Below are 22,066 nucleotides of genomic sequence, written 5' to 3'. Positions count from 1 at the left end.
TTTATGTAATCAATACGGCCGTTTTTGGCTGTAAATTTGAAAACAGTCACCCAACCGTAGCCTCTTAAGTGTATTGGAGTTCCTTCTTCTGAGATGTCTAACTTGTTCAGTTGTTTGTTATGGTTAACAATCCTGTTTTTCCTCAGCGTGGTTATCCAGACCCAACCATGAGAGCGAATTGACTTCAGATTATCCAGGCTAGAATACCAAGCATCCATCACTACCGCTTCAGGCTTGATCCCTCTTTTTTTAGCAAGAGCGAGCATTTCGGAAAAGTGCGTGTTTTTTTTCCATCAGAATCTTTATCATAAATACGATAATCAATAGGAATTGATTCAACAGTTGTTAGATTATGCCAACGTAAATTAACTAAACCTATGCCAGCAATAACATCATGTTCATTACCTGAATATTGATAATGGACCATCTCTATTTTTTTACTACGTGTTTTGGCAATCAATGTATCATCGGCAATTAGTACGCAAGGGCTTTTTTTGTCTATAGAAGGTTGAACGTCAAAAACATCGCCTCGGGTTCAAAGGGATAAGTCATTGACAAATTTCCGCTTAACACAAAAGCGACCGTGAGCCAGACAAACGTCAATGGAAAATAAAGACTGACATTCATTATCAGTTGCAAGCCATGCATGGCTGTTTTTTTAACGATTGACGCATTTTGTTCAACAGGCAAAATGGCGCTGCTTTTTGTACTCACCACATTAAGGGGTGGATGTTTGATGATGAGTTTCTGCGCTAACGTATTCATCACTTTATTCCTCTTTTGTTAATTGCGCACGGACGGAATTTCGACAGAAAAGACGGATGGCAAGCTGTAAAAAGCAAAGTATCAGCGTGATATAGCTAGGCGACTTAATTTTGATTACAAGGTGTGTTATGAGTTATACAATTGATTTTCGACGTAAAGTAATATCTGTAAGGAAAGCCGAAGGTTTAACAATTCGAGAAACTGCGAAACAATTCCGTATTGGAAAAGCGTCTTTAGTACGTTGGCTTAAACGACCAGAGCCAAAAAATTCAACGCCACGTAAGAGGAAGCTCGATAAAAATGCTTTAGCAAAAGATGTGGAACAGTATCCAGATGCTTACCAAAAGGAACGGGCAGAGCGATTCGGTGTTTGTAAAAAGACTATTTGGCAATCCCTTAAAAAGCTGGGATTAACCTATAAAAAAAACTCTATTCCATCCAAAAACCAACGAAAGCGACAGGCTGGCACATCAGCAAAAAAGACAACAGTATGAAAAAAAAAGATAAATCTGTTGTTTTTATTGATGAAAGTGGTTTTTCACATGACACTCCACGAACTCACGGCTATTCCCCAAAAGGTCACCGTTGTTTTGGCCTGAAAAACTGGGGTGCTAAGGGAAGAACAAATGTTATTGGCGCTTTATTGGGAACAACCCTTTTTGCTATCGGATTATTTGATTGCAATATTAACCGTGATGTTTTTTATGTTTGGATCACAAAAATATTGCTCCCAGAACTTCCTGAAAATTCTGTTATTTTTATGGACAACGCTAGCTTTCACAAAGGTAAGAATATTGAACAGGCAATTATAAACGCAGGACACCAGATAGAATATTTGCCTGTGTATTCACCAGATTTAAATCCTATAGAACATAAATGGTCTCAAGCTAAACGTAAAAAGATGGAAACAGGATGCACTATCGATGACCTGTTTTTAATACATATGCTGTAATCAAAATTAAGTCGCCTAGCTATAACATAAATTACCCGTACAAAAATGTACGAATAATACCAAGTGGATCAGTTTTGCATGATCGGTGACAGTGAAGAAGGTGCAATGTGGGTCAACTCGTCCGGCGCCTGGTTAGCCACGCCACAAAAATGCCAGGTTGTTAGTACAGTTGGTGCAGGCGATTTAATCTATGGCTTACTGATGCGACAAACAAGTGAGCATACATTGCGTTTGGCAACCGCTATCAGTGCCATATCAGTCAGCCAAGGTAATGTTAGGGGGCATGGATCGACAACAACTGACAAAAATGATGAACCGTGTTGAGCTGATCCCATTTCAAATATAAGGAATATCCTGATGAAAACAATTGCTATTGTCCATTCACCCCAAATGCCACAAAGAACCTATCTTGCTAAGCAAATATTATGTCAACAGATACAACAACAATCCTTAAAATTAACGGATAATATTGCAGAAGCGGAACTAATTATTGTTATTGGTGAAAATATATCTGATGAACGCCAATTAACTGGTAAAAAAGTTTTTTTACTGATGAAGCACAGACAATATGTAAGTCAGAAAAAATTCTCTCTATAGCCAAAAAAGAAGCGATTATTGTGAACAATGTCAATTTTACCAAACCAGCGGCGGCAAAAAATCAGCGTGTTTTAGCCGTGACTGCTTGTCCTACTGGAGTAGCTCATACTTTTATGGCAGCAGAAGCCTTAGAAATTGAAGCTAAAAAGCGCGGCTGGCAAATCAAAGTAGAAACACATGGTTCGGTAGGAACAGCAATGAAATTAGCTCAGCAGAGATCAATGACGCCGATTTTATTATTGCTGCTACGAATATTGAAGTTGATTTAACGAAATTTGCCGGTAAACGTATTTATCACACCTTAACGAGTGCCACCTTAAAAAGAACAGCACAAGAAATGGATAATGCATTAACTAAAGCTGAATATTATCAACCTCACAAAGTAAAAAATAGCTCAGACAAGTTCACGAGTTTCGCACAGGCATATAAAATTCCAGAAATGACTTAAAAGCAATGGTTAATTTGCAAGTTACTAAAACGTATAAATTTGTTTAAATTACTATAAGTTGCTTTTAATTTATAAGATTTTGTCTATTTATATATTATGCTGAATTAAACTTAAAAATAGAGCGTTTTTTTATTGGTGCGAAACTCGTGAAGTTAACTGAGAAAACAGCAACTCAAGTCTGAGCTATTACACATAATGATGGCAAAGAATGCAAAAAAAGTGATGGTATTATTTTGGTAGATAAATATTGGAATAAATAGAATTATCAATATTTGCAGTGATCTTAGCCAAATGGATAAAATTTTTGTGGCGCTAAATTTCCGTAGTAATTTACTTGATAAAAATGCGCCCGCCAGTAAAAAGAGGCCAATAATAGCAGAGTAGACACCGAATATTGAGGCGCTGGCACCAAATTTGAGCGTAAAAATAAAAGGCGCGGCAGTAACATAACAATAAATTAATGAAAAAGATGAACCGAGCGACAAACAGGATAAATAGAATTTAGGTTGGCAGGCGATATGTTGATATATATGGCAGGTTTTGTGCCAGGAAAAAGTTGTCCGTTTTTTACTTTTAATGTTTCAGGAAAAGCAAAAAAAACATAGACAATCGTGATTAGGGCGTAGATAAAAAATAAGCCAAATATACTACGCCACCCCCATAAATCATTGATGAAACCACCAATTAATGGTGATGCAATAGGCACAAAGCCTTCAATGGTAATGATAATACTACACGAGTTTCGCACCAATAAAAAAACGCTCTATTTTTAAGTTTAATTCAGCATAATATATAAATAGACAAAATCTTATAAATTAAAAGCAACTTATAGTAATTTAAACAAATTTATACGTTTTAGTAACTTGCAAATTAACCATTGCTTTTAAGTCATTTCTGGAATTTTATATGCCTGTGCGAAATTCGTGTACTATATAGCAGAGCGGCAACTGTACCTCGCGAAACATCACGCACCGCACTGACTGAGGTGACTAACGTGATTGAAATACTTAATCCTTGAATAACACGAATAACAAGAAAAGCAGGTAGATTATCTGTTTGTGTTAACATAAAGGTGGCGGTTGCATAGATAGCCACACCAGTTAACATAATTTTGCTGCGACTGATAGCATCTAAAAGCGGGCCAAAGATTAATTTTCCTAATCCGATTGCCAATGTGTAGACCATAATTGAAAGTTGGGTTGATGATAGACTTTTATTAAACACGAGTTTCGCACCGACAAATAAACAAGTTATTTTTAAGTTCAATTCGACATAATATATAATTCGCAAAAATTGCCAATTAATACATAATTTATTGAAATAGATATATATTTTATATTATTGAGTATTTTTCAGATAAAACGTTATTTTAGCTATTTTTAGAACTTTATATATCTGTGCGAAACTCGTGTTAAATTCTGCTGCGATGTCTGGGATAGACGGTAAATAAGTATCAACTCCTAAAATACCCATCGTAGTGAGCAGCGCTAAGCCAAAAGTACACGAGTTTCGCACCAATAAAAAAACGCTCTATTTTTAAGTTTAATTCAGCATAATATATAAATAGACAAAATCTTATAAATTAAAAGCAACTTATAGTAATTTAAATAAATTTATACGTTTTAGTAATTTGCAAATTAACCATTGCTTTTAAGCCATTTCTGGAATTTTATATGCCTGTGCGAAACTCGTGAAATAAAGAACTTTAGATTTTGCCTGTTAATTTTATTCATAAATATTTTCCTTAATTGAAAATTTTATTTCATGCATGCAGGAAAATTCAGATAGATATTCAAACGGAGTTGATGAGAAGTAGCAAACTTTTTTATTTGCTGTTGAGCATTAATTTAGGTTTTATCCGGTTTGCTCGTTTTTAAATGGTATTTCATTAAAGTGATACCAATTTAGCAAATTAAAATGTAAAAACATTGCAGTATACACGTTTTTAATTAGCAGCATGTTGATGAAAAAATAGATAGAAATTTACTTCGATGTCATTAAATTATTATGGAATATTGATATCTTAAAAAAACTATCACAATTTTAGAATAAGCCACGGAATAACAGGATGTTATTTTTACGCTAATTTTTATCGGCAAATATTTAGATTTTAATAATAGTAAAGGCTCGGTAACTAACCGAGCCTGTTGTTTATTATATATTGAGGACAACCTTGGCAATTTCGAAGTAAATAATCAGACCAGTACCATCAACAAGTGTTGTGATAAATGGTGCAGAAACTACCGCCGGATCAATACCACATCTTTTCAGTAATAATGGAATAACAGAAGAGACAATTGCTGACCAGAGAGTAATACAGACTAGTGACAGACTGATAACAATACAAATATCCCAACCGATATTCATAAAACTAGCACGCAGGATCCCAGCTGCTCCCAATGTGATGGCGATTAGTACCGCAGTTGACATTTCTTTACGCAAGATCTGCCATATGTGACTAATTGAAAGCTCTCCAATTGCCATTGAACGTACAATTGTTGATGAGATCTGAGTACCGCTGTTCCCACCTGTTCCCACCAATAGTGGAATAAAGAAGGCTAAAGCAATTACAGCCTCTAATTGATCTTTAAATGATTTAATGACTGTACTGGTATAAGCTTCCGCAATAAACAGTAAAAGTAACCAAACACTACGTTTTTTCCATAAAGCAAAAGGAGTCATTTGAAGATAGGGTTTATCTAACGGTAAACTACTACCTTGCAGTTGAGCATCTTCGGTTGCATCATCTTCCAATATGCGATCAATTTCTCGTTCGCTAAGTGCACCAACTAATAATCCTTTATCTAACACTGGTACTAGATCAAAACCACAGTCATGCAACGATTTTGCTAATTCAGTGCGTTTATCGCCAGGAGCAACAAAGAAAAAATTAGGTTGCATGAGTTGGTTGATACTATCACTTTCGTTAGGGTATTTTAATAGTGATTTCACTGATAAAATACCCATTAATTTATCATTAGTGGTAATGAAAATTTGGTTAGTAATACTATTATCCTCAAGTTTTTCCAGAAAAACTTTTTTTGCTTCAGCGACAGAAATATGTTCTGGTAGAGTTATATAATTCTGGGTCATATATGAAGCCGCAGTCGCGTTTGTCTGGTCTACATAATAGCGAGGTTTAAATGTATTTTGTTGGATAGGTAAAGCCATATAACAGTCCCCTATAGGTGTTAATATTTCTCACCGGGGCGAACTAACGTGGGAAATGGATCCCAACGTTTAGGTTTTAGCTTCTAACAACGTATTCCAAGCGGAAAGTTACTTTTGTAAGACCTTGATTCGATCATACCTGTTTTACCAATACAAGCCTGTCTCTATGCAAGTACGGCAGTAACTTTTGTTTGTTAGGTAGCCTCGCCATAACGAGATCGTTTATTGTATTTCACGTCAACAATGTTGAACGCCAGCGATTATAAATTTACTTATCCACGAGTTTCGCACAGGCATATAAAATTCCAGAAATGGCTTAAAAGCAATGGTTAATTTGCAAGTTACTAAAACGTATAAATTTTTTAAATTACAATAAGTTGCAATTAATTTATAAGATTTTGTCTATTTATATATTATGCTGAATTAAACTTAAAAATAGAGCGTTTTTTATTGGTGCGAAACTCGTGTTATCTTGATTACAATTTTTTCTTAAAGTTGTTTAGTTAAGATTTAACAAAATTAAATTTTAACCGAGAAAAATAAGGAAATATTGTTTTTATCTGATTATAAAGTAAAAGATATGATTGTTTGAAATATGAATGGAGAAAAATTAGCTGGTTTTTAATCGAAATATTATAAAAATTCTTAACTTTTTGTTTTTATTATCTTAAATAACTTCGTTTATTTTACATAAGTGTTTCTGGTGCCATAATAGTAAATGCGCCTTTAACAATTAAAATAAATACAGCTGCCCATATTGCCGCTGATAATAAGCAGATACTGTATACTTTAGTCCTATTCATTAATAACATGCCGGCGACTAATGGGATCATGTATCTCAATATTGCAATAAAACGTGAGGTAAACAACACCGTCATCCCTTGGTTTTGCAACTTGTTATGGGCATTATCAATAGTTGACTGATAGCGATTGAAAAATCGACTAAATAATTTTCTAGTAGTTATTTGATTACCCAAATAGTAGGAAATTATTGAACCTGAGGTTGCACCTAAAGTAATGGCCAACCAAACTAAACTAATATTCAGTTTTGGCAGACTGGCAGTAATACCCGTTAATAACATAACGGATGCAGGCGGAAGAAAAGAAGATAAAACAACGGTAGATTTGCTCATGGCGACGCTAAATAATATTGTAAATAACCATATTGGATGTAAATTAAACTCTAACCAAAATGCATTTAGATATGTCATAAATTCTTCTGTTTTCATTGCGTTTTTTCTCTTTAATTGGCTATTTTCGTCAGCAATAAGAAAATAATATAATCTATCTATATTAACCTGAGTTCGGGATAAGCATTATCAATTATGCTTGAAGAGATGTTCCTGCCACAGGTATCTTTGGTTTAGATGGAATTAAACAATATGCAACCAGCCCGGCTAATAAATTCACTACAAAGTTAGCAGGAGAGCGGCGCCGCGTATGCGCTATCTGACAAAGATTTTTTAACTCATCAAATACCGTTTCAATGACAGAACGATGACGCAAGATGGCTTTGTCGAAACAAGTCTGTTCAACAGGCTTCATTTTCTTCTTGATATTCGTTATAAGGTTAATTCCCATTGTTTTCAGTTGCTGTTTCAGTGAAGCCGATAATACCCTTTATCCGCATACAAACAACCAGAAAGATCTTTTATCAGCTCAGGTAATGGTTTCCGATCATCTGTGTTTCCTGGTGTAAGTCGAAAACTGAGTATTTCCCCCAAATGATTGATAATTACATGAAGTTTGAAACCAAAAAACCAACCTGTTGAGGTTTTTCCTCGTTCAGCTATCCCATCGAAGACTTTATGCCGGCGGATCCGTAAGTTATCACACACAGCTATCGGAGTAGAATCGGCAACCGACAGACCCGTGCACTTTCCCTTAATTGACTCAAACAGTGCCGTTAAAGCTAAGGCACTGCGCGGAAGTAACTCTACGCAGCGTGAATATGATGGCAAGTTAGGAAATTCCTTCCTGAGATATAAACGGACATGATAGAGATAAAATTCCTTGAATTGTCTGAATCGGAGTTGATGAAACAAAACAACCAGTGTCATCATTTCAGCCAATGAAAGCTGAGTAGACCGTCTACGACGCTTGCTACCGTTATTCAGCAAAATTTCATGCATTTTTGGCTCGAAGTCTTTACAAAAATCATCCATCAGGCAATAAAGTTCAGTAAGATTTTCCATAATTGTTTAACAATGCTCTACTCTTTAACCAGATTGTTAGAGTATTTTAACGAAATATGCGCATTCAACTATTTGAATAGCAGACTTTCACTTTATCACGAGTTTCGCACCAATAAAAAAACGCTCTATTTTTAAGTTTAATTCAGCATAATATATAAATAGACAAAATCTTATGAATTAAAAGCAACTTATTGTAATTTAAACAAATTTATACGTTTTAGTAACTTGCAAATTAACCATTGCTTTTAAGCCATTTCTGGAATTTTATATGCCTGTGCGAAACTCGTGTTTATTTCTTATCCCGAACTCAGGTATGATTTAATTGCTGACACGAGTTTCGCACAAAACTAATTTGGGTACGCTAATAAAACACGGATGTGCTCAGTAATAGCATTTTTGATTACGTTCCAATTTTGTTGATAAAGGGTTATTTTTTCAAATATACGACGTCTATGTTGTTCAAACCAAGCAGAAATAGCTAGAAAAATATGATTTCTTTGCGCTCGGCTCGTGCGAGCCTGACAGCGTTCAATACCACAATTTTGTTTAACTTCTCGATGATAAACTTCAACAGACCAACGAGCATCCATGATAGATTTGACGTATTGACGGGTGGGATTGTCTTTGTTTGTTACTCTGTAATCAATACGGCCGTTTTTGGTTGTAAATTTGAAAACAGTCACCCAACCGTAGCCTCGTAAGTGTATTGGAGTTCCTTCTTCTGAGATGTCTAACTTGTTCAGTTGTTTGTTATGGTTAACAATCCTGTTTTTCCTCAGCGTGGTTACCCTGACCCAACCCCAACCATGAGAGCGAATTGATTTCAGATTATCCAGGCTAGAATACCAAGCATCCATCACTACCGCTTCTGGTATAATCCCTCTTTTTTTAGCAAGAGCGAGCATTTCGGAAAAGTGCGTGTTTTTTGTTTTTCCATCAGAATCTTTATCATAAATACGATAATCAATAGGAATTGATTCAACAGTTGTTAGATTATGCCAACGTAAATTAACTAAACCTATGCCAGCAATAACATCATGTACATTACCTGAATATTGATAATGGACCATCTCTATTTTTTTACTACGTGTTTTGGCAATTAGTGTATCGTCAGCTATTAGTACCCAAGGGCTTTTTTTATCTATAGAAGGTTGAACTAATCGTCATAGGTCTTTAGGTCGAAAACATCTACTTTTTAGCCATCGACTAATAGTGTCATGAGATAAAGGCGATGGGCTTACTTCTGATAACGCCAAACCAGAGTATCTTACACTGCTTACTTGTAAGAATGTTTTATAGATATTTTTAATGCATGGATAACCGGACAAAATATAAACACCTTAATTTTTTCTTGTTTTTAAATTTATACTTCTTTTTTGGAGATTGCGAAACTCGTGGCTGATAGAATAGGATTATTTTTACTAAATTTAGTGACTTATGAGTAAATAAAAATTTAACTCATGTACATATGTTAGTGAGTGGCTGTTTGAATGGTAAATTGGCTGCTAGTGACAATCAATATCAAATAAATGAGATCTCTATTTAGTTAGCAGTCAGAACATCTATTTATTTTAAGACATTTGGCATTAAAATTAATACAGAGCCTGAACCGGTAAGTAAGATTGATACTACAATATTCTCTGTTTAATTTGAATATCGATTAATGATTATCTTTGTCATTAACAATATATTTTTTGTTAATGACAAAATAATTAGTTCACGAGTTTCGCACAGGCATATAAAATTCCAGAAATGGCTTAAAAGCAATGGTTAATTTGCAAGTTACTAAAACGTATAAATTTATTTAAATTACAATAAGTTGCTTTTAATTCATAAGATTTTGTCTATTTATATATTATGCTGAATTAAACTTAAAAATAGAGCGTTTTTTTATTGGTGCTAAACTCGCGTAGTTGAGTATTTTTTTATTCAATGAAGCGTCGACTTCTGATCTTTTTAAGTACGAATATAATATTGCGCTGATTAAAGTCCCACTGATAATTGCTAACAGATAAGCAATAATTGGTTGTACCGCCCCAGGGATCGACATAACAAACAGCCCACCATGCGGCGCCATCAGTGTTACATGAAAATACATCGATAATGCACCGGTAATTGCCCCATAAGCGCTAACCAAAAAATCATCACGATGTATTATAATTGCTTCTCATGGTTGAGAAGAGATGATGAAAATGACATCTACTACAAATTTGGCGTTTGACGACTGGGAAAAAATAACGATGCTCCTGCCTGATGGTTGGCAAGATAAAGCTCGAGAATGCGGTGCATTGAAATTTGGACGTCAATTTATTAGTTCTGCTCTTTTCTTTTGCTCAGGGTGTTGCTGATTTATTTTTGTAATGATTGCTCAATGCGTGAAACTGTCGCTCGAGCAGCTGCTGCAGGCTTAGTCAATATCTCAGATGTTGCGCTTCTAAAACGTATTGATAAATGCGGTGCGTGGTTCCAATGGATGACCGAAGGTCTCGTAAAGCAAACATCAGAGAATTTTGATATTCCTGAATCCATAAGCCATCGTCCACTTATTGCTGTAGATGGATCTGTGGTAAAAGAACCCTGAAGCCGTTCCCCTGAGAGGAGAATTCACTATGCAATGGATATCCGAACATTGAACTGTTACCAGTCACTGATTACACCGATCAGTGAGGGTGAAACATTGAAGAGGTTTAGTGTACAGAAAGGAAGTATCGTCATAGTTGATAGAGGATTCAACCATCGTGCGGAAATAAAGCATATTATTGAGCAGGCAGCGGATGTAGTGGTAAGAATGAATTTACTAGGGCTTCCGTTGCTTGACCTAGAAGGAAATAAGTTTGAACAATTCAAGCACCTTCGCAATCTGGCAAAGGGAGAATATGGAGAATGGCAAGCGATCATGAGCTCAGAGGGCGTACAATATACCGTACGGGTATGCGCTTACCGTAAAACAGAAGCACAACGTATTGAAAGTGAAAGAAAATACCTGAAAAAAATTAGTAAAAATCAGAGAAAACAGAACCCTAAAGTACAAGAAATAACTTATATTAGTCTTAACTTAATCTGACAATTCTGATTTAAAAAAGAGCGTTACCGGTTTTAATTAACATCATTAGATAATTAAATACACGAGTTTCGCACAGGCATATAAAATTCCAGAAATGGCTTAAAAGCAATAGTTAATTTGCAAGTTACTAAAACGTATAAATTTGTTTAAATTATAATAAGTTGCTTTTAATTTATAAGATTTTGTCTATTTATATATTATGCTGAATTAAACTTAAAAATAGAGCGTTTTTTATTGGTGCGAAACTCGTGAAATAAAAGGTAATTCTATGTATCAAACAAATATAGCTAGGCGACTTAATTTTGATTACAAGGTGTGTTATGAGTTATACAATTGATTTTCGACGTAAAGTAATATCTGTAAGGAAAGCCGAAGGTTTAACAATTCGAGAAACTGCGAAACAATTCCGTATTGGAAAAGCGTCTTTAGTACGTTGGCTTAAACGACCAGAGCCAAAAAATTCAACGCCACGTAAGAGGAAGCTCGATAAAAATGCTTTAGCAAAAGATGTGGAACAGTATCCAGATGCTTACCAAAAGGAACGGGCAGAGCGATTCGGTGTTTGTAAAAAGACTATTTGGCAATCCCTTAAAAAGCTGGGATTAACCTATAAAAAAAACTCTATTCCATCCAAAAACCAACGAAAGCGACAGGCTGGCACATCAGCAAAAAAGACAACAGTATGAAAAAAAAGATAAATCTGTTGTTTTTATTGATGAAAGTGGTTTTTCACATGACACTCCACGAACTCACGGCTATTCCCCAAAAGGTCACCGTTGTTTTGGCCTGAAAAACTGGGGTGCTAAGGGAAGAACAAATGTTATTGGCGCTTTATTGGGAACAACCCTTTTTGCTATCGGATTATTTGATTGCAATATTAATCGTGATGTTTTTTATGTTTGGATCACAAAAATATTGCTCCCAGAACTTCCTGAAAATTCTGTTATTTTTATGGACAACGCTAGCTTTCACAAAGGTAAGAATATTGAACAGGCAATTATAAACGCAGGACACCAGATAGAATATTTGCCTGTGTATTCACCAGATTTAAATCCTATAGAACATAAATGGTCTCAAGCTAAACGTAAAAAGATGGAAACAGGATGCACTATCGATGACCTGTTTTTAATACATATGCTGTAATCAAAATTAAGTCGCCTAGCTATAATCCTATCATCAAACATAAAGTCGGTGTAGTGGTCAACTAAAATTGGCCACCCTACCTGACTGTTCACGGAACAGTCGCTCTAATTCGTTTGGCGTTAATCCACCGTTATACCAGTGAGGTCTTATATCGCTATAGTAGTGGGTTATGTAGCGAATAATGGCTGACTGAGCAGCACTAAAGCTTTGGTAGCCAGTCGTTGGCACCCATTCGGTCTTCAGACTACGGAAGAATCGTTCCATCGGACTATTATCCCAACAATTCCCTCTGCGACTGATACTTTGGGTCATCTGATAATGCCACAATGCCTGCCTATACTGACGACTGGTATAATGACTTCCCTGATCACTATGGAACATCACCTGTTTGGGATGCCCACATAGTTCCCAAGCCATTTGTAGTGCTTTGGCGGTTAATTCTGAGTCTGGTGCAAATGACATTGCCCAGCCCACCGGTTTTCGGGCAAACAAATCCAATACCACAGCCAGATAGGCCCATCGTGAGCCTGTACAAATATAGGTTACATCGCCGCACCAAACCTGGTCAGGCTTTGTAACAGCGAACTGCCTATTGAGCAGATTTGGAATATCAATACGTTCATTTCCACCGCGGTTGTATTTATGTTTTCGCTCTTGGCAACTGACGATGATTAATTCTTTCATCAACTTACCCGCTAACCACCGCCCAAGTTTCACGTTGTGTGTATTGGTAACCATCGTGGCGATAAGCCGCCACTAACGTTCCACGCTTCGCTGACTAGGCTACGTTTTATCGTCCGCTCAATATCTGGCTCCTTAGGCCGACACCAATAGCGATAACTGCTTCGGTGAACATTAAAAATACGACACAAAGTTTTCACCGGATAAAGCACTCTTAGCTTTTCAACTACCGAAAATTTTTCAGTGAGTCGGACATTAAGAGCGCAGTAGCCTTTAAGCGTGTTGCTTAATAGTGAAATAAGGGTATTTCGGTGATTGAAGTAAATTTTAGGCTGTTCTGAGATGGAAATTCCAAAGACCGGCACTAAGGAGTAAAAAGGTATCATCAATAAAGGGTCTACGATTCCGTAAAATTTGGGTCATACAACCGAGGCGCTTGATACCCGCGATGGCGTGTTCAACCGTAATACGGATGCCCGAGATTATTTTATTTTCTTGTTTTTGTTCAGGCGATAAAGGTCTTTTTCGAGTTCCTTTTTTTGGGATTTGTGTATTAGGATGCTGTTTATCTATACCTTGAAAACCGGTATCGGCCCAGATGGTTACCTCAGGGGGAATATGGCGAATTATATCGACTTTATCGAGTAAGCGTTTATCGTGACGGCGCCCATTTTTGATCATGGGGATAAATCCAATTTTCCTCGTTTCGTCAGTCATAATAAGCCCTTTTCGAGTGGTCTGTCTTTTCTTTCCCGAATACATTTTTTTTCGCCGACGCAGATTCTTAGGCTTTTGGACAGGTCGCTCTGTCCCATCAATAAAGACGTCTTTAACTCCAGGAAAGGCGCGAAAAAATTCCTCAGCAGAGCGAATTTGACGAGCGGGCAAAACACATTCTCGCCCCAAGGTCATCTCTAAAACCGGCAATAATATTTTTACCCAGCGACATACCCGTGTTCTATCTAAACCAAAAAGAAGTCCTTGCAAATCATAGGTCGGATAACATTTTAAATACAATAAAATAAAAAGCAGTTTATCTAATGGGGTTGGGATAAATCCTTTCTGCCCTGCACCCATCTGCCGCTCGTGATCTTTTCGATTCTTTTTCCGATAAATCAAATAACAAGCTGAAAATTCAGCGGCTAAATTTTTCAATTCTTCGACTGATAATCCAATGATTGCTTTACATAAACGATTATCTCGTAACAACCGCTCTTTGTTGATCATTTCAAACCGTTATTTTCTAAGTTAAACCTCTTTTTATTGTCTATAGCGTGACAAAAAATGCAAGTCTCTATTCAGCAACTATTTTTTTTTAAGATGTCATTCTCCATTTCCAGCCGGTGGATTTTTTTCTTCATTTCTCTGAACTCAATTTGTTCAGGTGTTAATGGCAGACCAGGCGATGTTTTCCCTTGACGTTCTAAACGAAGGGCTCTTACCCACCGGCTAATCGCTGAAAAACTGACGTTCATGCCTTTCGCGGCTTCCTGGTAGGTGTAATTTTGGTCAAGGACTAATTTGGCGGTTTCACATTTAAATTCAGCAGTAATTATTTTACTCATTTCGGCACCTATAAAAATTATGAGGTAAGCATATCACCTCAACTTAGGTGGCCAAATTTAGTATGCCACTACACGGGTTACTTAACCTCGCTGAAGAGCTTAATAACGTCTCAAAAGCCTGTAAGATTATGGGGGTATCCCGAGATACGTTTTATCGCTACCAGGAACTTGTTAACGACGGTGGGATAGACGCTTTAATTAATCAAAATCGACGGGTGCCTAACGTAAAAAATAGAGTAGATGAACAGATTGAAAGCGCTGTAGTCGAGTATGCGATTGAATACCCTGCACACGGTCAACACCGCAGTAGTAATGAACTAAGAAAAAAAGGCATTTTTGTTTCGGGGAGTGGCGTTCGCTCTATTTGGCTGCGCCATAATCTCGAAAATTTTACAAAACGCCTAAAAGCGCTTGAAGATAAAATCGCAACAAAAGGAATTATCCTGTCAGAATCACAAATCAGTGCTCTAGAAAAGAAAGCGCAAGATGATGAAGCCTGTGGTGAGATTGAAACAGCGCATCCAGGTTATCTGGGTTCACAAGATACTTTTTATGTCGGTCATTTAAAAGGCGTTGGTCGTGTTTATCAACAAACTTACATTGATACTTACAGTAAAGTTGTTCATTGTAAGCTTTACACAACAAAAAGCGCGATAACGGCGGCAGATTTATTAAATGACAAGGTTCTCCCTTTTTATTCCCAGCATGGGTTACCGGTGTTACGTATACTGACGGACAGAGGCAGTGAGTATTGTGGTAAAGTTGAACATCACGATTATCAACTTTATCTCGCTATCAATGATATTGATCATACAAAAACTAAAGCTCGTTCATCTCAAACTAATGGGATTTGTGAAGGCTTTCAGTAAAACTGTATTACAAGAGTTCTATCAGGTGGCTTTTCGTAAGAAAATCTATAGGGCTTTAGATGAATTACAACCTGATTTAGATAAATGGTTAGCGGAATATAATAACCAACGCACTCATCAAGGAAAAATGTGTTGCGGTCGAACTCTCCTATGGCAACTTTACACGATGGAAAACAATTTTGGAGAGAGAAAGATTTAAATCAAATTTAACCTGACAGGTACTGTATAAATAACCGGTAACTATCAGGTTAAATATAATGAAAAATTTAAATTTTTTATACGATCCGTTAATAATCTCATCTATAGTTAGGATCATATTAATGAAAGATAGATGTTTAAATAATATTGTCATCTAATCTAATAGGAGGTTATATGAAAAAATGCCTATCGCTGATTGTGTCATACTTATTGATGATAATCGCTTTTCTGTTAATATCATCGATTTCATTCTACTGCATGTTTTTATTCGACTGGCATGACAAAGCCACTGGCTATTTATACCTTATTGGCGTGGTAATCGTATCGTTAATCCTGCTGTATTTATCTGATAAAATCAAATGCATTGCATGTCATCATAAACATGATCATATCTAGTTTGATGACACTCACTGTTTTTTCTACCTCTTTTGTCTAGGCTAAATATTTTTAATATTATTGCATTAAAAAAAGAGGCAAGAAAAAACAGTAAAACTATTTTTCAAGTTCAAGACAGTGAAATGCCATCCCAGTTCGAGCAGTTAATAACTCTCCCCAAGCAACGCGTTGTTCGTTACGCAATAAGCATACTCGTGTCTCTAACATCACCTTACCAGTCAAATTTTCGGCGGCAATAAGGGTATAAAGTTGTGCTAATGGCAAATCAATAGTGGCAATCTGAGCTAAATAGGGTATTTGGTTAAATGTAACCGTCGGTCGGATTTCTTTTACCCATAATTGATTAACATCGGTTAATGTCACGATAGCCAATGGTTCATGCCACCATAATAATGCTTCGCCTTGCCGAACATCCACATCATCAGCTAACCAATAACCATACTTATGACGAATATTTTCACAATCAGCAATAAAACCGGCTAACAATTTAACCGTCACTTGCACAGGCGGAGCTTGAAATGGCATCCAATCGGCGAAAGCTGCCTGCCACTTTTCTGATCCAATATTGACCACCGCAAACTGACATTCGTCTACCGTAATAACGGGATAAATGCCCTTAGGCAACCAGTAATTAATCGGCTGTTGGCTCAATTTTGCATTAACTGTTTCGCCAAGCAATGCAAACCAGGCTGCGCTAATGCAAGGAAATAAATCTTCAGTAACAAGCGTTGGATCAGCACTACCACTATAGGTTTGCAGCGCCTGCTGCCAATTAGAGTGGTCACACCAAATACCTGCCGAATCATTGGACAACCACGACCACCACTGACCATCCCCTTCAACATAAGCAAGCTGAATGCGACAATTACCTTTTGCCAAACCGGTAGTTAACCACTGGTAAAGCATTCGCTGTTCATTGTGCTCCATCTTCTATCTCCAAAGATGCTATAATATTTTTTATTATATATCAATAAATTACATTTATTTTATCACTATAATTCACTATGAATTATACTTCAATCCATCCATTATTTCTATCATCCTGATATTTAGCTGTCATTTCCGCTGGTTTATGGCCTAATAATTTTTGAGCAAATTCACTGCCATTTCTTTCTGTATATAATCTTGCAGATAAACTTCGGATTTCATGAAATGATGGCGGCGTACCTTCCCATGTTAAATTTGTTTTATCCCTTAATTTTGTAAATCCTTTTGATATTTTTTCTATTGAAACCTTTTTACCAGAATCATTGATAATATATTCTGAGTTGTTTTTGTTAATTTTTAATATAGTTCACGAGTTTCGCACCAATAAAAAAACGCTCTATTTTTAAGTTTAATTCAGCATAATATATAAATAGACAAAATCTTATAAATTAAAAGCAACTTATTGTAATTTAAACAAATTTATACGTTTTAGTAACGTGCAAATTAACCATTGCTTTTAAGCCATTTCTGGAATTTTATATGCCAGTGCGAAACTCGTGTCATCTTGGTGACGTGCCCTGTTTTGACGTATTTGACTGACTCTTTTTTCAAGAGACCTAGCCCGATCAGGTTTTCCATGGCACCTTGGGGCGTTTTGCTTTTCACCAGATTTTGATAAGCACTGTTTAATGAGGTGCCGGTTCGGTCACCGCCTAATTGCTGGATAAGATGTGATAGACTAAAATAGAACGCATCGGTGTTCATCTGTTTGACGGCGGTGCCACCTGTTTTTAGCATCGCCAAGTAATCTTCCGGCAAGACCATTCCACCACTGGCGGTCATCGATTTTGCCGTCATATCAACGGAGCGTTTAAATTGCGCTGGGGTGTTGATTTCATTACGTAACTCGGCAATTTTGAGCACAGAGGGTGACTGGTCGCGTAGCGTCTGGGCAGCAGATTCACTGACACCATGCGACGACATAAATTTAGTGGCGAATTGCAGGTTAAGCAACGTCGGCGAGACCAGTTCGGTTTCATGATAATCGCGTAATACTGAGTAAGCCTCTTTAATCACTTTCAGGTTTTCGGTGGTACTGTTACCAAAAATATGCATACCTTTGGCAAAATTTTCGGCGTCCGCCAGCATCGCCTCCCCACCACCAAGCGCTTTAAAGGAAATCGCTTTTTTTTGATAAATCGCCGCTTCATTGAGGGTCGGTTTGACCGCCATGGCCGTGGCGGTACCGGTGGCGACCATGCCCGCCCCGTGAGACAGTAGATTGCTTCGGCGGTTCATGCGCTATTGATAACGGTTTCTGGCGGTGGTGAGGTGTTTTTCGCGTGCTGAAATTTTGGCAAGCTGGCCTTCCTGACTTTTTAACGCTTGCGTATATTTCTGTGTTTCTTGTCGGATATGGACGGTGGCCTGGTCAGCGTGATTAACGGATAACCCCATTTTATCAAACGACGCCCGGATTTTTTGATTTTGGGTGAGAAAGCCCTGATATTGACGCTCGAGTTTCGCCACATTGGCCCACTGTTTTTCCAGCGCAGCCGTTTGTTTTTGAGTGGGGTTGGGTAGACCCGCCATCTCAAGCCCCATCATTTTGCCTTTCAGGCGGGCTTTTTCCAGCGTATTGATTTTGCCGCCCAGTGTCTGCAATTGGGTCAGTCTTTGGCTCCCTGATTAAGTTGCGTTAAGCGTTCACGCGTGCTTTTAAGCTGTTTCGCCAGTCGGGTATTGGCTGTTTTGGCTTTTTCAAAAGGGCCACTTAGCCTATCGATAGCACTTAAAATGACCTGTAAACGTAACTCTTTACTCATGCGACCCACTTCGTAAATACGCTTGATGCCGCCACATCAGCAACACCGCCAATGACAGTTGGCGGGTTTCAGAGGGTGGCCAGTGAAAAATGACTGCAATATCGGCTTCCAGTGCTTCGACGGTTAACGTGTCGGGAAGTCGGCCGTCACCGATTTCGGCAACAAAAAAAGCCCAAGCTCATTGGCGAGATTGAAAAAATCGCCCGGACTCATGTGTCGCATTTCCTGTTCCTTCAGGCTCGGGGGCATAATGCGGGGTAAGACTTTCATTACGGCATCGACATCCATCTGCATCAGCGGACTTAACTGGACTCCCCGCAGATCGCCGACTTGCGGTTTTCGAAGCGTCACCTGGCTAATGGGCGTTTCACCGCGCAGATGGGTTCTCCAGGTTTATTGTAGGGTATTGGGTGTTTTTTTCATGGTCACGAGTTTCGCACAGGAATATAAAATTCCAGAAATGGCTTAAAAGCAATGGTTAATTTGCACGTTACTAAAATGTATAAATTTGTTTAAATTACAATAAGTTGTTTTTAATTTATAAGATTTTGTCTATTTATATATTATGCTGAATTAAACTTAAAAATAGAGCGTTTTTTATTGGTGCGAAACTCGTGGTTATAAGCAAATGAGTAAAGTGCTGCCTGTGTGAGTGCATTGATACTGACCTTAATCAATGGGTCAACGTAACGTTTAACCGCGTTTAAATCGTCATTAAGCCACTTATCACACTCTTCTTGCGTGTACGTCCGATTGCGCGCAATATCGTTACCTGTGTGCCCATAACAAACCGAAAGCACACCGCCCCCGTCAAAATAGGGCTTGAATCTCAATCCTTCAAAATGGGTTATCATGCTTGAGGCCAAAAACAACGCACTACCGCCCGTTGCCATCCCTATTTTTTTCGGTATCATCATCATGGCATCCCTTTAATGTCACGCGCTTTTAGCCGGTACTCTTTGCGTTTGTAATACCAGTTGACCACACAGGTGATGACCGTGCAGACGATACCTATCAGGCCAACCCATTGATCAAGCGTAAAAAATCCCATGACACTGGTCAGAACGCTCCACACGTAAACCCTGGGGGTTGAATACTTTTCAAACATACGCATAACTCCCCCTTTTTCAGGATATCCATATCCTGTTTAGTCCCACAGGACAATCTGCGGACGATTTGACGTGGCCGCGTTAATTTCCGGTAATCGAATTTCAATGCCCATCGGCAATCTGGCAGCGTGGTTGCAAAGTCAGGGATTAACCTCAAGCACGCACTCAACGGTGCCAATGCAGGTGTCATAGTAGCGAAAACAAATTTCATCCAAACTCTCGTTTTGTTGACTCAGTACCTTCATATCAGCGCCACCACGTTATGACGCCGGGCTATCGCCCAGAGGGCATCGCGTCGGTAATCATCAATTGTGGGCGATAGACTATCGGCTTTTTTATGGCCTAATGCTTGCGTGTCGATATCCCGAAACCGTTCCGATAAGTTAGCCTTGGCCAAGCCAAACACCGCGCGTTCATACAGCAGGCAAAGCGCACTGTCGTCATTAATATACATGGCAGGAATGTCAGATAACTGATCAAATCCTTCACGTTTTTTCTGGATTTGCCAGTCCCGCAGTTCGCACGCCACTTCAATCATGGCATGGGTGAGTGCATCCTTGAGGTGCGAAGCGGTGATGGTGCCACCATTTTCACGCATTTTGGCGCGGTAAGTTTTCGGTGACACGGCAGGCCAGAAAGAGTCATCGGCCACCTGGGCGGTTTTTCCGGCGAAATAAAATCCATATCATCATCTCAATAGTTCGGGCGGTGGACAGAGAACATAACGCGGTCTTTCACTGTGCCGCCCGGGTGCGTGGGCACAACTCATGTTTTTGGTAAAGCGGTGTTGAGCGCTTTTTCCAGCTTTTTAATCTCTCCTTTGACGCCAACGCCTTGATGTATAAGAAATTAATACCCGAAATGGTTATTCATTAACCTGCGCCATGATGAAATCCTTTTTATTTTCTTCTAAATTTTGCCAAAATTATGTTGAAGGTTGAGATAAGGAACGGAATAGATGGTTAAAAAACGATTAATTGTTAATCAATTTTGAACAAAAGGATAGATCTACCCTGTCGTGAGTTTTTATCGCCACCGCAAACAAGCCAGATCATGGTGACGTGCCATAAGTTCTTTACGATTCAATCCAAAATTCATTCCTGCGAAAAGTAATTTTTTCCCACATAAGAGACAAGCAAGTGGATCGACTTTAAAGACGTGTTGATACATGTTTCGCCAGGTGACTTTTTTAGCGGGTTTTTTATCTTGCTGGGCTAAAGGATAAACAACCTCCGTTAACATTTTTCGCATCCGTGCTGATGGACTTAAAAAGCCGTAATATAGCTAGGCGACTTAATTTTGATTACAAGGTGTGTTATGAGTTATACAATTGATTTTCGACGTAAAGTAATATCTGTAAGGAAAGCCGAAGGTTTAACAATTCGAGAAACTGCGAAACAATTCCGTATTGGAAAAGCGTCTTTAGTACGTTGGCTTAAACGACCAGAGCCAAAAAATTCAACGCCACGTAAGAGGAAGCTCGATAAAAATGCTTTAGCAAAAGATGTGGAACAGTATCCAGATGCTTACCAAAAGGAACGGGCAGAGCGATTCGGTGTTTGTAAAAAGACTATTTGGCAATCCCTTAAAAAGCTGGGATTAACCTATAAAAAAAACTCTATTCCATCCAAAAACCAACGAAAGCGACAGGCTGGCACATCAGCAAAAAAGACAACAGTATGAAAAAAAAGATAAATCTGTTGTTTTTATTGATGAAAGTGGTTTTTCACATGACACTCCACGAACTCACGGCTATTCCCCAAAAGGTCACCGTTGTTTTGGCCTGAAAAACTGGGGTGCTAAGGGAAGAACAAATGTTATTGGCGCTTTATTGGGAACAACCCTTTTTGCTATCGGATTATTTGATTGCAATATTAATCGTGATGTTTTTTATGTTTGGATCACAAAAATATTGCTCCCAGAACTTCCTGAAAATTCTGTTATTTTTATGGACAACGCTAGCTTTCACAAAGGTAAGAATATTGAACAGGCAATTATAAACGCAGGACACCAGATAGAATATTTGCCTGTGTATTCACCAGATTTAAATCCTATAGAACATAAATGGTCTCAAGCTAAACGTAAAAAGATGGAAACAGGATGCACTATCGATGACCTGTTTTTAATACATATGCTGTAATCAAAATTAAGTCGCCTAGC

Annotated in this window: 28 protein-coding genes, 8 pseudogenes and 1 riboswitch; of the genes and pseudogenes, 12 read left to right on the top strand and 24 right to left on the bottom strand. The window is 37.9% G+C overall.

Annotated elements, in window-relative coordinates; genetic code table 11:
* Positions 1-514 (bottom strand): annotated as a pseudogene (locus tag AYJ55_RS35420) (transposase); the annotation flags it as partial.
* The gene (locus tag AYJ55_RS02475) at positions 499-768 is read right to left on the bottom strand and encodes a hypothetical protein (protein ID WP_162505252.1); all 270 of its coding nucleotides are present in this window, start codon (positions 766-768) and stop codon (positions 499-501) included. The pseudogene AYJ55_RS35420 and the gene AYJ55_RS02475, both read right to left, overlap by 16 nt.
* Before the next feature lie 125 nt (positions 769-893).
* On the opposite strand from AYJ55_RS02475, the gene AYJ55_RS02470 reads away from it, so the two are divergent.
* From AYJ55_RS02470 to AYJ55_RS32495, 5 genes and pseudogenes are all read left to right on the top strand, one after another.
* On the top strand, positions 894-1,259 hold the full coding sequence (locus tag AYJ55_RS02470; RefSeq protein ID WP_063653415.1) for an IS630 transposase-related protein: 366 nt from the start codon (positions 894-896) through the stop codon (positions 1,257-1,259).
* Positions 1,256-1,717, top strand: coding sequence for an IS630 family transposase (locus tag AYJ55_RS02465; RefSeq protein ID WP_063654041.1), 462 nt, complete (start codon positions 1,256-1,258; stop codon positions 1,715-1,717). Before AYJ55_RS02470 ends, AYJ55_RS02465 begins: the two co-directional genes overlap by 4 nt.
* A 96-nt stretch (positions 1,718-1,813) precedes the next feature.
* A pseudogene (locus tag AYJ55_RS02460) lies at positions 1,814-2,063 on the top strand (PfkB family carbohydrate kinase); the annotation flags it as partial.
* An 11-nt stretch (positions 2,064-2,074) separates the two neighbouring features.
* The gene (locus AYJ55_RS02455; protein ID WP_063654037.1) at positions 2,075-2,314 is read left to right on the top strand and encodes a hypothetical protein; all 240 of its coding nucleotides are present in this window, start codon (positions 2,075-2,077) and stop codon (positions 2,312-2,314) included.
* Between the two features lie 20 nt (positions 2,315-2,334).
* A complete protein-coding gene (locus tag AYJ55_RS32495) occupies positions 2,335-2,583 on the top strand; it encodes a PTS fructose transporter subunit IIB (RefSeq protein ID WP_063654036.1) in 249 nt (82 codons plus the stop codon).
* Positions 2,584-3,219: 636 nt separating this feature from the next.
* Here the strand turns inward: AYJ55_RS32495 and AYJ55_RS02445 are convergent.
* The 7 genes and pseudogenes from AYJ55_RS02445 to AYJ55_RS30455 form a co-directional block, all read right to left on the bottom strand.
* Complete coding sequence (locus tag AYJ55_RS02445) at positions 3,220-3,510, bottom strand: hypothetical protein (protein WP_063654034.1); 291 nt, start codon at positions 3,508-3,510, stop codon at positions 3,220-3,222.
* 140 nt (positions 3,511-3,650) lie between these two features.
* Positions 3,651-3,986 (bottom strand): MFS transporter, encoded by a 336-nt coding sequence (locus tag AYJ55_RS02440; protein ID WP_063654032.1) that lies wholly within the window; start codon positions 3,984-3,986, stop codon positions 3,651-3,653.
* A 930-nt stretch (positions 3,987-4,916) separates the two neighbouring features.
* Positions 4,917-5,855 carry a magnesium transporter gene (locus AYJ55_RS02435; RefSeq protein ID WP_063654056.1) on the bottom strand — a complete coding sequence of 313 codons (939 nt, stop codon included), beginning with the start codon at positions 5,853-5,855 and terminating at the stop codon, positions 4,917-4,919.
* Between the two features lie 132 nt (positions 5,856-5,987).
* Positions 5,988-6,157, bottom strand: a riboswitch (M-box (ykoK) riboswitch).
* 462 nt (positions 6,158-6,619) lie between these two features.
* A complete protein-coding gene (locus tag AYJ55_RS02430) occupies positions 6,620-7,162 on the bottom strand; it encodes a DedA family protein (RefSeq protein WP_245677244.1) in 543 nt (180 codons plus the stop codon).
* A 94-nt stretch (positions 7,163-7,256) separates the two neighbouring features.
* A pseudogene (locus AYJ55_RS02425) lies at positions 7,257-8,128 on the bottom strand (IS982 family transposase).
* A gap of 347 nt (positions 8,129-8,475) precedes the next feature.
* A pseudogene (locus tag AYJ55_RS02420) lies at positions 8,476-9,456 on the bottom strand (IS701 family transposase).
* Positions 9,457-9,983: 527 nt separating this feature from the next.
* Positions 9,984-10,250 (bottom strand): annotated as a pseudogene (locus AYJ55_RS30455) (hypothetical protein); the annotation flags it as partial.
* Between the two features lie 219 nt (positions 10,251-10,469).
* Between AYJ55_RS30455 and AYJ55_RS02410 the strand changes: the two are divergent.
* The 4 genes from AYJ55_RS02410 (at position 10,470) to AYJ55_RS02395 (ending at position 12,335) form a co-directional block, all read left to right on the top strand.
* Positions 10,470-10,709 carry a hypothetical protein gene (locus AYJ55_RS02410; protein ID WP_162505250.1) on the top strand — a complete coding sequence of 80 codons (240 nt, stop codon included), beginning with the start codon at positions 10,470-10,472 and terminating at the stop codon, positions 10,707-10,709.
* Between the two features lie 96 nt (positions 10,710-10,805).
* Positions 10,806-11,192, top strand: a complete 387-nt coding sequence (locus AYJ55_RS02405; protein ID WP_063654027.1) for a hypothetical protein — start codon at positions 10,806-10,808, stop codon at positions 11,190-11,192.
* A 320-nt stretch (positions 11,193-11,512) separates the two neighbouring features.
* Positions 11,513-11,878 (top strand): IS630 transposase-related protein, encoded by a 366-nt coding sequence (locus tag AYJ55_RS02400; protein WP_063653415.1) that lies wholly within the window; start codon positions 11,513-11,515, stop codon positions 11,876-11,878.
* Positions 11,802-12,335 carry an IS630 family transposase gene (locus AYJ55_RS02395; protein ID WP_162505291.1) on the top strand — a complete coding sequence of 178 codons (534 nt, stop codon included), beginning with the start codon at positions 11,802-11,804 and terminating at the stop codon, positions 12,333-12,335. The genes AYJ55_RS02400 and AYJ55_RS02395 overlap by 77 nt, the downstream gene beginning before the upstream one ends.
* Before the next feature lie 57 nt (positions 12,336-12,392).
* Here AYJ55_RS02395 and AYJ55_RS02390 read toward each other — a convergent pair.
* The 3 genes and pseudogenes from AYJ55_RS02390 to AYJ55_RS02380 form a co-directional block, all read right to left on the bottom strand.
* A pseudogene (locus AYJ55_RS02390) lies at positions 12,393-13,291 on the bottom strand (IS3 family transposase); the annotation flags it as partial.
* A 52-nt stretch (positions 13,292-13,343) separates the two neighbouring features.
* Positions 13,344-14,243, bottom strand: a complete 900-nt coding sequence (locus AYJ55_RS02385; RefSeq protein WP_063653812.1) for a transposase family protein — start codon at positions 14,241-14,243, stop codon at positions 13,344-13,346.
* 83 nt (positions 14,244-14,326) lie between these two features.
* Positions 14,327-14,581 (bottom strand): annotated as a pseudogene (locus AYJ55_RS02380) (transposase); the annotation flags it as partial.
* A gap of 62 nt (positions 14,582-14,643) precedes the next feature.
* Here AYJ55_RS02380 and AYJ55_RS02375 point away from each other — a divergent pair.
* A pseudogene (locus tag AYJ55_RS02375) lies at positions 14,644-15,660 on the top strand (IS481 family transposase).
* A gap of 480 nt (positions 15,661-16,140) precedes the next feature.
* On the opposite strand, the gene AYJ55_RS02370 reads toward AYJ55_RS02375, so the two are convergent.
* The 12 genes from AYJ55_RS02370 to AYJ55_RS02335 all read right to left on the bottom strand — a co-directional run bounded on the left by AYJ55_RS02370 (position 16,141) and on the right by AYJ55_RS02335 (position 21,157).
* Positions 16,141-16,971, bottom strand: a complete 831-nt coding sequence (locus AYJ55_RS02370; RefSeq protein ID WP_063654021.1) for a hypothetical protein — start codon at positions 16,969-16,971, stop codon at positions 16,141-16,143.
* Positions 16,972-17,053: 82 nt separating this feature from the next.
* Positions 17,054-17,326: a tyrosine-type recombinase/integrase gene (locus AYJ55_RS24650; RefSeq protein ID WP_281181075.1), complete on the bottom strand. Its 273-nt coding sequence runs from the start codon at positions 17,324-17,326 to the stop codon at positions 17,054-17,056.
* A 149-nt stretch (positions 17,327-17,475) separates the two neighbouring features.
* A complete protein-coding gene (locus tag AYJ55_RS02365; RefSeq protein WP_063654019.1) occupies positions 17,476-18,231 on the bottom strand; it encodes a hypothetical protein in 756 nt (251 codons plus the stop codon).
* A gap of 42 nt (positions 18,232-18,273) precedes the next feature.
* Positions 18,274-18,636: a hypothetical protein gene (locus AYJ55_RS02360; RefSeq protein WP_063654017.1), complete on the bottom strand. Its 363-nt coding sequence runs from the start codon at positions 18,634-18,636 to the stop codon at positions 18,274-18,276.
* A 5-nt stretch (positions 18,637-18,641) separates the two neighbouring features.
* Complete coding sequence (locus AYJ55_RS30450; RefSeq protein WP_187153156.1) at positions 18,642-18,797, bottom strand: hypothetical protein; 156 nt, start codon at positions 18,795-18,797, stop codon at positions 18,642-18,644.
* Positions 18,790-18,897, bottom strand: a complete 108-nt coding sequence (locus AYJ55_RS34375; RefSeq protein WP_281181074.1) for a GpE family phage tail protein — start codon at positions 18,895-18,897, stop codon at positions 18,790-18,792. Before AYJ55_RS34375 ends, AYJ55_RS30450 begins: the two co-directional genes overlap by 8 nt.
* Before the next feature lie 23 nt (positions 18,898-18,920).
* Positions 18,921-19,148 carry a phage tail assembly protein gene (locus tag AYJ55_RS02355; protein WP_425393765.1) on the bottom strand — a complete coding sequence of 76 codons (228 nt, stop codon included), beginning with the start codon at positions 19,146-19,148 and terminating at the stop codon, positions 18,921-18,923.
* A 212-nt stretch (positions 19,149-19,360) separates the two neighbouring features.
* Positions 19,361-19,714, bottom strand: a complete 354-nt coding sequence (locus AYJ55_RS02350; RefSeq protein ID WP_063654013.1) for a glycoside hydrolase family protein — start codon at positions 19,712-19,714, stop codon at positions 19,361-19,363.
* The gene (locus AYJ55_RS02345; protein WP_063654012.1) at positions 19,714-19,911 is read right to left on the bottom strand and encodes a phage holin family protein; all 198 of its coding nucleotides are present in this window, start codon (positions 19,909-19,911) and stop codon (positions 19,714-19,716) included. The genes AYJ55_RS02350 and AYJ55_RS02345 overlap by 1 nt, the downstream gene beginning before the upstream one ends.
* Positions 19,912-20,046: 135 nt before the next feature.
* On the bottom strand, positions 20,047-20,151 hold the full coding sequence (locus tag AYJ55_RS32485; protein ID WP_245677243.1) for a tail protein X: 105 nt from the start codon (positions 20,149-20,151) through the stop codon (positions 20,047-20,049).
* The gene (locus tag AYJ55_RS02340) at positions 20,148-20,558 is read right to left on the bottom strand and encodes a head completion/stabilization protein (protein WP_063654010.1); all 411 of its coding nucleotides are present in this window, start codon (positions 20,556-20,558) and stop codon (positions 20,148-20,150) included. The genes AYJ55_RS32485 and AYJ55_RS02340 overlap by 4 nt, the downstream gene beginning before the upstream one ends.
* A gap of 374 nt (positions 20,559-20,932) precedes the next feature.
* Positions 20,933-21,157 (bottom strand): hypothetical protein, encoded by a 225-nt coding sequence (locus tag AYJ55_RS02335; RefSeq protein ID WP_063654008.1) that lies wholly within the window; start codon positions 21,155-21,157, stop codon positions 20,933-20,935.
* A 66-nt stretch (positions 21,158-21,223) separates the two neighbouring features.
* Here AYJ55_RS02335 and AYJ55_RS02330 point away from each other — a divergent pair, with 66 nt between their 5' ends.
* Entirely contained in the window at positions 21,224-21,589 is a 366-nt protein-coding gene (locus AYJ55_RS02330; protein WP_063653415.1) for an IS630 transposase-related protein, read from the top strand.
* Entirely contained in the window at positions 21,513-22,046 is a 534-nt protein-coding gene (locus tag AYJ55_RS02325) for an IS630 family transposase (RefSeq protein ID WP_162505291.1), read from the top strand. Before AYJ55_RS02330 ends, AYJ55_RS02325 begins: the two co-directional genes overlap by 77 nt.
* The last annotated feature ends 20 nt before the right edge of the window (positions 22,047-22,066 follow it).

It is taken from the genome of Candidatus Arsenophonus triatominarum (assembly GCF_001640365.1).
GTDB lineage: Bacteria > Pseudomonadota > Gammaproteobacteria > Enterobacterales > Enterobacteriaceae > Arsenophonus > Arsenophonus triatominarum.
This window is presented reverse-complemented; position numbering and strand designations above follow the sequence as displayed.